The following is a 12,616-nucleotide window of genomic DNA, read 5'->3' as shown; positions in this document are numbered from 1 at the left end:
GTCAAAGGGTCTCCAGGTCCGCGAGGAAGTCGTGCATTTCACTCAGGTCGTCGCTGGAGTGAGGGGTCAGGTGTACCGCCAGTTGTTCGGCGTATTCAGCCAAGGATGAAGATCTGAAGAGCAGGTCCAGAGGCACGGCGGCCCCCTGTTCCATTTGCAGGCGTGCCGTTGCTTGTGTCGCCAAAAGTGAATGTCCACCCAGTTCAAAGAAGTTGTCGTCGCGCCCTACCCGTTCCAGCTTGAGCACGTCCTGCCAGATCACGGCCACGCTCTGCTCCAGCGCGCCCTGCGGCGCCACATAGGCGCGCAACAATTGGTTGGCGTCTGGCAGCGGCAAAGCCTTGCGATCGAGCTTGCCGTTCGGCGTCAGCGGGAAGCGTTCGAGCACCAGCCAGTGAGCCGGAATCATGTAGTCCGGGAGCATCGGCGCGAGGTGCGATTTGAGTTCGTCGCGCAGTGCAGCGTCGGACGCCGGCTCAGTCGCCGGAATGACGTAAACCACCAGTTGCGTGCCGCCCGGTCCTTCCTGAGGCACAACCACGGCCTCGCGAATCAGCTCGTGGGCGAGCAGGCAGGCTTCGATCTCGCCCAGTTCGATGCGGAAACCACGAATCTTCACCTGGTGATCGACCCGACCGAGGTACTCGACCACGCCGTCGGCGCGATGCCGCGCCAGGTCACCGGTGCGGTATAACCGCGCCCCCTTGCCGAACGGGTCCGGCAGGAAACGCTCGGCAGTCATGGCCGCACGCCCGTGGTAACCACGGGCCAGGCCGTCGCCGCCGATCAGCAGCTCACCGATCAGACCGGCCGGGTTCGGCGCAAAGTGGTCGTCGACGATGTACAGCGCAGTGTTGGCAATCGGCCGGCCCAGAAATGGCAGACGCTTGCGTTCGGTCAGTTGATAAGCCGCCGACCAGATCGTGGTTTCGGTCGGGCCATAGAGGTTCCAGACCTGTCCAGCCACACCCAGCAGCCGCTCGGCCAGATCCTCGGCCAACGCTTCGCCGCCGCACAGGCATTTGCGCCCGCGAAGGTTCGCCAGCAACGGGTGGTCGAGCAACATCCGCCAGGTCGATGGCGTCGCTTGCACAATGCTGACCTGTTGCTGCTCGATCACCCGCAGCAGCGCCTCGGGATCGTGGGCGCTGAGCTTGTCGACCAGCACCACCGCCGCGCCGCAGAACAGCGGCCCGTAGAGTTCCAGACCGAAAATATCGAACGAGAACGTCGTCAACGACAGCATGCGGTCAACCGCTGTAATGCCCGGCTCCTTCGCCATGCTGACGACGAAGTTCACCAGTGCTTCATGGCGCACCATCACGCCCTTCGGCTTGCCGGTCGAACCGGAGGTGTAGATCGCGTAGCAGAGATTGTCGCCATCGACCGCCACGTGCGGGTCGTGGTCAGCAGCCGATTCGTCCGGCGCACCGAGCAGCAGGGTTTGCACCCCGACCGGAATCGGCAGTTGCTCCAGCAGCGACACCTGGGTCAGCAGCAGTTGCAGGCCACTGTCCTCGATCATGTGCACCAGGCGATCCGCCGGGTATTGCGGGTCCAGCGGCACGTAGGCGCCACCGGCCTTGAGGATCGCCAACAGGCCGACAATCATCTCCAGACCACGGTCCACGGCAATCCCGACCAATTGATCCGGGCCGACGCCTTTTTCAATCAAGCGATGGGCCAAGCGGTTGGCGCGGATGTTGAGTTGGCGGTAGGTCAACGACTGCTCGGCAAATACCAGAGCAGTGGCGTCCGGCGTACGTCGGGCCTGCGCCTCGATCAGTCGATGGATGCAACGCTCGCTCGGGTAGTCGGCCTGACTGGCGTTCCACTCCAGCAGATGCTGTTGGGTTTCACGCGGGTCCAGCAAGGTCAGGTCGCCCAGCAATTGCTGTGGGTTGCCGATCATTTGCTGCAACAAGCGCTGAAGATGGGTGCCGATCTGCTCGATCGAGTCCTGGGCAAAACTGGCGCACTGGAAGCTGAACTGCACCGCCAGTTGCGCACCGAGGCTGACCGACAGCGTCAGCGGATAGTTGGTTTGTTCCAGGTTATCCACCGCGCCAAAGCGCAGACCTTGCGGTGAACCTTGCTCCAGTGCCTCGGAAATCGGGTAGTTCTCGAACACCAAAATGTTATCGAACAAGGCTTCACCGCCCTGCCCGGCCCAACGCTGGATGTCGAACAACGCCGTGTGTTCGAACTCGCGCAGCGCCAGGTTCTGCGCCTGCACGACGTGCAGCCAGTCGCCCAGACTCTGCTCGGCACGCGGGCTGGCGATGACCGGCAAGGTGTTGATGAACAGACCGATCTGCTGCTCGACCCCGACCAGATCCGCCGGGCGCCCGGACACCGTGGCGCCGAACGCGACGCTGGATTTGCCGGTGTAACGCTGCAACAGCAACAGCCACGCCGCTTGCACCAGGGTGTTGACGGTGACTTTCGACTCGCGGGCGAACTCGCTCAAGCGCAGGGTTTGACCATCATCCAGCGCGATGTGGTGCTGGCCGTACAGGTGAGTCGCGACCTCCTCGGTCGGCCGGGCAAACACTTGCGCCAGGCGCAGCGGCTCGTCGAGGCTGCGCAACTGCGGCGTCCAGAACGCTTCGCTGGCGGCCGCGTCCTGGCGTTGCAACCAGGCGATGTAATCGCGATAACGCCCAGGCTGGCGAGCCACGCCCTGACCGCTGTAATGCTGCAGCACCTCGCCGAGCAACTGCGCACTGCTCCAGCCGTCCATCAGGATGTGATGGTTGGTGTAGATCAGGTGATGACGGTCGGCAGCGGTTTGCACCAGCACCAGACGCAACAGCGGCGCCTGAGTCAGATCGAGGCCTTGGGCCCTTTCTTCATCTGCAAGGGTTTGCAGCGCCGCATCGAGGTCGAGCTGATTACGCCAGTCCAGCACCGAAAACGGCACTTCGATGTTGCGATGAACCACCTGAATCGGCTGCTCCAGATCGCCCTGCCAGAAGAATCCGGTGCGCAGGATATCGTGAGCATCAAGCGCCGCTTGCCAGGCGTCGCGGAAGCGTTGCGGGTCGACGCCATCAACGTCCAGACGCATCTGGTTGATGTAGTCGCCGGTGCCTTGTTCAAGCAAGGTGTGGAACAGCATGCCCTGCTGCATCGGCGATAACGGGTAGATGTCGTCAATGGTTTGAGGTGCGACAGCCAGGTTGTCCAGTTGCGCCTGGGACAGTTGCGCCAACGGAAAGTCTGACGGTGTAACGCCGCGATTGGCGGTGTCACAGCAATGAGCGATGAGCGCGGTGAGTTCTTGCAGGTAGTCATCGGCCAGGCGCTGGATGGTCGCCTCGTTGAACATCTCGCCGCTGAAGGTCCAGCTCAGGTCCAGTTCGCCGCCAAACACTTGGCCGTCGAGGGCCAACTGATTGCCCAGCGGGCCTTGCAGGTTCACTTCCTGGCCGCCGGACTCGCTGGTCGGCACGAACAAGGCATCGCCCGCCGCATCGAAACTGCCATCGAACTGACCGAGGTAGTTGAAGGTCAGGCGTGGTTTTGGCAGCGCTTGCAGGGTTTGCCGCGCGTGGTCGTCGCCCAGATGCGCGAGGGCACCGAAGCCGATGCCTTTGTTCGGGATCGCCCGCAGTTGTTCCTTGATCTGTTTAAGCGAGGTGCCCAGCTCGGCAACCGGGGTCAATTTCGCCGGGAACAGGCTGGTGAACCAACCGACCGTGCGGGTCAGGTCCACCGCTTCGAACAGGTCTTCGCGACCGTGACCTTCAAGTTGTACCAAAACACTGTCGTCACCGGTCCAGCGCACCATCACCCGCGCCAGCGCGGTCAGCAGCAGGTCGTTGACCTGCGTGCGGTAGGCCGCCGGGGCTTCTTGCAACAGTTGGCGGGTCAGGGTTTTGTCGAGTTGGCTGCGAATCACCAACGCTTGCTGGTGTTGCTGCCCGCCCTCGGCGTTGTCGCACGGCAATGCGACTGGCGCGCCTTGCAATTGTTGCTGCCAGTAAGCCAATTCGGTCTGCAACGGAGCACTGGCGGCATAGCCTTGCAGCGCTTCGGCCCAAGCCTTGACGGGGCTGGTCTTGGCCGGCAATTGCACGGTTTCACCGGCCAGGCTTTGGCGGTAAGCGGTTTGCAGGTCTTCGAACAGGATGCGCCACGACACGCCATCGACCACCAGGTGGTGAACAACCAACAACAAGCGTTGAGTACCATCGGCCAGGTTCGCCAACACGGCGCGGATAAGCGAACCGTCGCGCAGTTGCAGGCTGCGTTGGGCTTGATTGCCCAAGGCTTCGAGGGCTGCCAGATCGGCGACGCTGGCTTGCCAGAGGATTGCTTCGCCTTCGAAAACGTCGCGGTACTGTGCGGACCAATCGTTGTCCTGTTCAATGAAATTCAGACGCAGACTGTCGTGATGAATCACCAACGCGACCAAGGCCTGTTCCAAGGCTTGAGGATTCAACGCCTGAGTCGGCTTGAGCATCACCGACTGGTTCCAGTGATGACGATCAGGAATCGCTTGGGCGAAGAACACCTGATGCACTGGCAACAGCGGAGTTTCGCCGGTTACCGGACGCTGATCGATCTGCTGCAACGGTTCGCCGGTCTGGACCACCGCCACCAGCGCCTGAATGGTCTGGTGCTGGAACAGGTCTTTCGGGGTGAAGCGCAGGCCAGCCTGGCGGGCGCGGCTGACCACTTGAATAGAGATGATCGAGTCGCCGCCCAGCTCAAAGAAGTTGTCGCTCAAACCCACGCGTTCGAGCTTCAGCACGTCTTGCCAGATCGTCGCCAGTTGCTGTTCCAGGGCGGTTTGCGGCGCCACGTAGGTTTGCTGCAATTGGCTGACATCAGGGCGTGGCAGGTTCTTGCGGTCGAGCTTGCCGTTGGGGGTCAGCGGCATGCGTTCGAGCAGCAACACGTAGGCCGGAACCATGTGCGCCGGCAGTGCGGCTTTAAGCTGTTCACGCAATGATTCGGCGAAATCCTTGCCTTGGGCGTCGCCGACCACGTAAGCGACCAGCCGTTTGCTGCCGGCGCTTTCCTGAGCGACCACCACCGCTTCGCGGACACCATCGAAGGTCTGCAAACGCGCTTCGATTTCGCCCAGCTCGATACGGAAACCACGGATCTTCACCTGGTTGTCGATACGTTCCAGGTAATCGAAAGTCCCGTCGGCGCGTTGGCGCACCAGGTCGCCAGTGCGATAGAGCAAACCGCCGGTACTGCTGAACGGATCAGCCACAAACCGCTCGGCCGTCAGGCTCGGACGATTCAGGTAACCCCGGGCCAGCCCGGTGCCGCCGAGGTACAGCTCACCGGCCATGCCTTGGGGCAACAGGTTCAGGTCAGCGTCGAGCACGTAAGCGCTGCGATCACCGATGCGACTGCCAATCGGCGCATAAGCCGCGCCGCACTGCACCTCGCGGCCAGCCTTCCAGATCAGCGGCGTGACCACGGTTTCGGTCGGGCCGTAGCCGTTGATGATGTACTCCGGGTTCAGCGCACGCTTGACCCGTTCAAAACTGGCGTTCGGCACCGCATCGCCGCCGAAGCAGTAGATGCGCACCTTCGGCGGGTTGCCTTCACGTTCAGCGTATTCGGCCAGTTGTTGCAGGTAGACCGGCGGGAATGCGACCACGGTCACGCCGTGTTCGATCATCGCGTTGTAGGTCTGCTCCGGGGTCCACAGGCTGTCGTCGCGAATCAGCAGCGAAGCGCCGTGGGTCAGGCTGGTCAACCAGCGTTCATGGGCGCCGTCGAAGGCGAACGACATGAAGTGGAATTCGCAGTCGCTGTCACGCATTTCATAACGTTCGCCGATGGCCAGGCAATGCATCGCCAGCGGACCGTGGGTCACGCTGACGCCTTTCGGATTGCCGGTGGAACCGGAGGTGTAGATCACGTAGGCGAGGTTGTTCGGGGCGAGGTTTACAACCGGTGCCGTTGTTGGACGTGCCCTCAGGTCGAGGTGATCCAGCTCCAGAACGTTCATGACATCTTCAATCGGCAACTGCGCCGAAATCCGCGAGTCGGTCAGCAGCAACGCCAGCCCCGAATCCTGCATCAGGTACGCCAGGCGTTCGCGGGGGTAACTGGTGTCCAGCGGCACATACGCGCCACCGGCCTTGAGCACCGCCAGCAACGCGACGATCAAGCCTTCGCCACGCGGCAACGCCACGCCGACCCGCACTTCGGGGCCGACGCCTTGCGCCACCAGTTCATGGGCGAGGCGATTGGCCCGCAGGTCCAGTTCGCCGTAGCTGAAACGCTGACCGTCGAAGATCACCGCCGTGCGCTCGGGACGCTGGGCCGCCAGCGCAGCGAAACGCTGATGCACCGCGACATTCACCGGGTACGGTTGTGGCTGATTGTTCGCTTGTTGCAGGGCCTGTTCTTGCGGGGTGACCAGGGCGATTTCACCCAGGCGCCGCTCGGCGGACTCGGCAAAGCTGTCGAGCAAGTGCAGCAAATGGGCACTGAGACGTTCGATGGTCGCGGCGCTGAACTTCGCCTGATCGAAACTCAAATGCAGCGCCAACGTTTCGCCAAGCGTCACGCCAATCGTCAGCGGATAGTGAGTTTGATCCTGATTGGCGACGTCGCCGAACACCACGCCTTGGGCAGTGCCGTGTTGCAGCGCTTCGGAGATCGGGAAGTTCTCGAACACCAGCAAGGTGTCGAACAGCGACTCACCGCCCTGCCCGGCCCAGCGCTGGATATTCGCCAGCGGCGTGTGTTCGAACTCGCGCAGGCTGAGGTTTTGCGCCTGCACCGCAGCCAGCCACGCGCCGACGCTTTGGTCCGGACGCGAGCCGGCGATCACCGGCAAGGTGTTGATGAACAGACCGACTTGTTGCTCGATACCCACCAGGTCCGCCGGACGCCCGGCGACGGTGGTGCCGAACGCCACGCAGGCGCTGCCGGTGTAACGCTGCAACAGCAACAGCCACGCGGCCTGGACCAAGGTGTTGACGGTAATTTTCTGCTGACGGGCGAAATCATTCAGGCGACGAGTACGCAACGCGTCCGCCGCGAAATGACGCAGCGTATGACCGGTTTCGCTCAGCACTTCACCGCCGCTCGCTGCGGCTTGGGCCAACACGGTTGGCTCCTGGAAATCGCCGAGTTGCGCCAGCCAGAACGCTTCGCTGACGGCACCGGCCGGGCGTTGCAGCCACTGGATGTAATCGCGATAACGACCGGCCGGGCGCGGCGGTTGTTGGCCGCTGTAACGCTGCAACACCTCGCCGAGCATCTGCGCGCTGCTCCAGCCATCCATCAGAATGTGGTGGTTGGTGAAGATCAGGTGATGACGGGTGTCCCCGGTCTGGATCAGGGTCAAACGCAGCAGCCCGGCCTGGGTCAGGTTGAAACCTTGGGCCAGGTCGGCGGCGGTGAAGTCGCTGAGGGCCTGGGCGATGTCAGTGCGTTCGCGCCAGTCGAGCAGCACATAAGGCAGCGGCAGGTGGCGATGGATGATTTGCAATTGTTCCTGCAACTCGCCCTGCCAGATGAAACCGCTGCGCAGGATGTCGTGGGCGTCCATGGTCGCCTGCCAGGCATCACGGAAACGCTCGGCGTCGAGGCCGTCGACATCGACGCACAACTGGTTGATGTAGGTGCCGGTGCCCTGCTCATACAAAGTGTGAAAGAGCATGCCTTGCTGCATCGGCGACAGCGGGTAGATGTCCTCGATGGCTGCGGCCGGCACTTGGATCGCGTCCAGTTGTGCCTGATCAATGTGCGCCAGCGGGAAGTCCGACGGCGTGACACCCATCGACTCCGGCAGGCAGCAATGGCTGATCAACGCTTCGAGTTCGCGAGTGTATTCATCGGCCAATCGGGCGATGGTCGCTTCGTTGAACACCTCGCGGCTGAAGGTCCAGCGCAGGTCGAGTTCGCCTTCAAACACCTGACCTTCGACGCCCAGCCAGTTGTCCAGCGGCGCTTCGGCGCTTTGTTCGAGGCCGGCACTTCCGCCGGCCGGGCTGAACAATGCGCCTTCATCGGCATCGAAACTGCCGTCGAACTGGCCGAGGTAGTTGAAGGTGATGCGCGGTGCCGGCAAGGCTTTGAGGCTGGATTGCACCGACTCACCGCCGAGGTATTTCAGCACGCCAAAACCAATGCCTTTGTTCGGGATTGCCCGTAGCTGTTCCTTGATCTGCTTGAGCGCCGAGGCCAGGGAATCGGCGGTTGTCAGGCGCACCGGGAACAGGCTGGTGAACCAGCCGACGGTGCGGGTCAGGTCGATCGCGTCGAACAAGTCCTCACGACCATGACCTTCGAGTTGGATCAAGGTGTCAGCGTGGCCGGTCCAGCGGCAGATCACCCGGGCCAGCGCGGTCAACAGCAGATCGTTGACTTGCGTGCGGTAAGCGGCGGGAGCCTGTTGTAACAGTTGTTGGGTAAAGGCTTTGTCCAGTCGGCTATGAACCACTTGGGCATGGCGGCTTTGCTGACTGCCTTGCGGGTTGTCGCACGGCAGTTCGACGGTCACACCGTTGAGTTGCTGGTGCCAGAAACTCAGCTCCGCTTGCACGGCTTCCGTGCGCGCATAAGCCTGCAGATGCTCGCCCCAGGCCTTATAGGAACTGGTTTTGGCCGGAAGTTTGGCACTCGCGCCCAGCGACGCTTGCTCGTAAGCGAACTGCAAATCCTCCAGCAAAATGCGCCACGAAACACCGTCCACGGCCAAGTGATGAATCACCAGCAACAGACGTTGACTGCCATCGGTCAACGTCGCCAATACACCGCGCAGCAATGGACCGTTTTGCAGGTCGAGGCTGCGCTGGGCCTTGGCGTAGAGTTCGTCCAGTTCGGCAGTGCTGACGTTGTTGGCGGTCCAGAGCAATTCGTTATCGACCGCAACCGCTGCCACTTCGGCGCGTCCTTCGGTAAACCGCGAACGCAGCACGTCGTGGTGCGCCATCAACACATTCAGCGCTTGAACCAACGGTGCCGCTTGCAAGCCTTGATGGGCGCGCAGCAGCACAGCCTGGTTCCAGTGGTGACGCTGGGGAATCTGTTCTTCGAAGTAGGTTTGCTGGATCGGCAGCAACGGCTGTTCGCCGGTCACTGGGCCTTGATCGATGCTCAGCGCTACGACGCCTTGCTGCGCGACGCCCGCCAAACCCTGCACGGTTTGGTGCTGGAACAGGTCACGGGGACTGAAATGAATTCCGGCCTGACGCGAACGGCTGACCACCTGGATGGAGATGATCGAGTCGCCGCCCAATTCGAAGAAGTTATCGGTCAAGCCGACCTTCTCCAGCTTCAGCACGTCCTGCCAGATCCCGGCGATTTTCTGTTCCAGTTCGCTGCGCGGCGCCACGTAGGCCTGCTGCATCTGGCTGGCATCCGGGGCCGGCAAAGCCTTGCGATCGAGTTTGCCGTTCGGACTCAGTGGCAATGCCGCGAGGAACAGCAGATGGGTCGGGACCATGTAGTCCGGCAGGTTGTCCTTGAGTTGAGCCTTGATCGTTTCCCGGGCCTCGCCTTGTTCTTCGGCGCACGCTTGCACCAGCGAAGTGTCGGTTGGCACCACGTAGCCGACCAGTTGCAGGCTGCTGCCGCCCTGCACGGCCAGAACCACGGCGTCACCCACGGTGTCCAGTTCCAGCAGTCGCGCTTCAACTTCACCCAGCTCGATGCGGAAACCGCGAATCTTCACTTGATGGTCGACGCGCCCCACGTATTCGATCACCCCTTGGGCGTTGAACCGCGCCAGGTCGCCGGTGCGGTACAGGCGTGCGCCGGAACCGGAAAACGGATCAGGGATAAAACGCTCGGCACTCAAGTCCGGCTGTTGGAAGTAACCACGGGCCAGCAACTCGCCGCCGATCACCAGTTCGCCGATCACACCGACCGGGGCCGGTTGGCCGTTCTCATCGAGCAGGTAAGTGTGGCGGCCGGGCAATGGCTTGCCGATGGGCAAGGTCAGCGGCAACGGCTGGCGGCCGAAGATGTAATCGCTGCAATCCAGGGTCGTGGCGGTGACGGTGGCTTCGGTCGGGCCGTAGGTGTTGAGCAGTTTTACCTGCTCCAGGCCGGCCTGACGCCAGGCCAGCACGCCTTCCGGCGGCATCGCTTCACCGCCGCTGTGCACCTGGCGTAGTTTTGCGTAGTCACGTGGACCGACAGCGGCGAATTCCTTGGCGACCATGTTCCAGTAGGCCGTGGTCAGGTCCATCACCGTGATGCCCTGCTCGACGATCTGTCGGTAAAGGGTTTCGCTGTCCCAGACTTCGTTACCGCGCAGCACCACCGACGCGCCGCAGGTCAGTGGCCCGAAGAGTTGCTCGCCAAAGGCATCGAAGTTGAACGTGGCGAATTGCAGCGCGCAATCGGCGGCGCTCAGGTCGTAATAGTGCTGACAGGCAAAGGCATGTTTGCTCAACGCGCCGTGACTGATGCCGACGCCTTTCGGGCGACCGGTCGAGCCCGAGGTGAACATGACGTAGGCCAGGTTGTCCGCCCATACCGGACAGGACAAATTGCTTTCATCGGTCGACTTCCAGGCGTCCTCCTGATCCAGGCACAAGCAAGCCACGCCGTCCGGCACCGGCAAACGCTCAAGCAGATGACTTTGGCTGAGGATCAACTGGCTGGCGCTGTCTTCGATCATGCCCAGCAAGCGATCGCGCGGGTATTGCGGGTCCAGCGGCACGTAGGCGCCGCCGGCCTTAAGCACCGCGAGCACGGCGACGATCAGGTCGAGTCCGCGATCCACCGCGATGCCCACCAACACTTCCGGTCCCACGCCTTGGGCCACCAACGTGCGGGCCAAACGGTTGGCCCGGGCGTTGAGCTGCCCATAAGTCTGTTGCTGGCCATCGAAGATTAACGCGATCGCGTCGGGAGTTTTCTCGGCTGCGGTTTCAAACAGTTGATGCACCGGGCGCTCGCTCGGCCACACGTTGTCGTTACGGCCCCAGTCGGCGACCAGTTGCTGATACTCGTCCGCCGCCAGCAACGGGATTTCACCCACCCGTTGCTGCGGGTCGTTGACGATGCTGCGCAGCAGGAACGTCCAGTGCCGGGCCAGACGCTCGATGGTTTCAGGCTCGAACAGGTCGCTGGCGTAGGTGAACGCCGCGTGCAGTTGCCCGCCCTTCTCATACGTATCCAGGCTCAGGTCGAACTGGGTGCTGCGGCTTTCCCATTCGATCACGCCCAGTTCCAGACCGGTGCCAACCTTCAGCGTGGTGACATCCGCCACTTCCGGCTGGTGGTTGTACATCACCTGGAACAGTGGGTTGTAGCTCAGGCTGCGTTCCAGTTTCAGCGCTTCGACAAGACGCTCGAACGGCAGGTCCTGATGGGCCTGGGCGCCGAGGGCAGTCTCTTTGAGGTCGCGCAACAGATCGCCGAGACGGGTCTGGCCGTCCAGTTGCACCCGCAGCACTTGGGTGTTGACGAAGAAGCCGATCAGCCCTTCGATTTCCCGGCGATTGCGGTTGGCAATCGGCACGCCGATACGCAGGTCGTTCTGGCCGGTGTAACGGTGCAACAGAATATTGAAGGTGCCCAGCAGCAGCATGAACAGAGTCACGCCGTGCTGACGGGCAACGCCGCGCAGTTGCTCAGCCAGTGCGGCGTCGACCACGTGTTCATGGCGACGACCGCGATAGCTCGGCAGCACCGGGCGCGGATGATCGAGCGGCAGTGCCATCACCGGATGTTCGTCACCCAGTTTCGCCAGCCAGTAATCGAGTTGTTTTTGCTGCTCGCCGGCTTCCAGCCAGCGGCGCTGCCACAAGGCGTAGTCGCTGTATTGAATCGGCAGCGCGGCGAAATCAGGGGTGTTGCCTTGATCGTGGGCATCGTAGAAGCGGCAGAACTCGTCGATCAACACGTTCATCGACCAACCGTCAGAAACGATGTGGTGCAAGGTCAGCAGCAGCACGTGCTCCTGCTCGTCCAGCTTCAACAAGCGCACCCGCAGCAGCGGGCCCTGGGCCAGATCGAAAGGAATCAGCGATTGCTGTTCGGCTGCTTCGGCGACACGGGATTCACGTTCTGCCGGCGGTAAGGCGCTGAGGTCGATGCGTTCGATGTCCAGCAGTTGCTGCACCGAGACTTGCAACAGGCTGTCGTCGGGTTGTTGCTGGAATACCGTGCGCAGGGTTACGTGGCGTTCGATCAGGCTGGCGAACGCTTGCTCCAGCGCAACCTGATTCAGGCGACCGGTCAGGCGCACCGCCGCCGGCAGGTTATAGGCGCCGCTTTGCGGGTCCAGGTGCCAAAGAAACCACATGCGTTGCTGGGCATAGGACAACGCCTGGCGGTCCTGGGCCTCAACCCCGGCCGGGATCGGGAATTGCGAGAAATCCACGCCTTCCTTTTGCAAGGCCGCAAGGAACATCTGGCGCTTTTCCAGGGGCAACCCGATAAACCGGCGAGCAAGTTTCAAGGAGTCTTCAGCATTCATTTCTTAGCATCCGGATCAGTAGGCAGGAAGCACAAAGGCACGTCGTCCCTATAAAACGAATGCAGACCGGAAAAATTAGCGAATGAGAACAACTATCAGGAAGGAGGTATTGCGGGGAGTTTGAGACTGTCGCAGATCAATGTGGGAGCGGGCTTGCTCGCGAATGCGGTGTGTCAGTCAACAACAATGCTCAAT

General features: G+C 62.0%; 1 protein-coding gene. It reads right to left on the bottom strand.

What is annotated here, in order from left to right; all coding sequences use genetic code 11:
- Position 1 precedes the first annotated feature (1 nt).
- Complete coding sequence (locus AC1MEW_RS13955) at positions 2–12,421, bottom strand: non-ribosomal peptide synthase/polyketide synthase (RefSeq protein ID WP_480426667.1); 12,420 nt, start codon at positions 12,419–12,421, stop codon at positions 2–4.
- Between the last annotated feature and the right edge of the window lie 195 nt (positions 12,422–12,616).

The sequence above is a fragment of the Pseudomonas sp. ASL4 genome (assembly GCF_056680395.1).
Note: the sequence above shows the minus strand (reverse complement) of the source record. Positions and strands in the feature narration are given on the sequence as shown.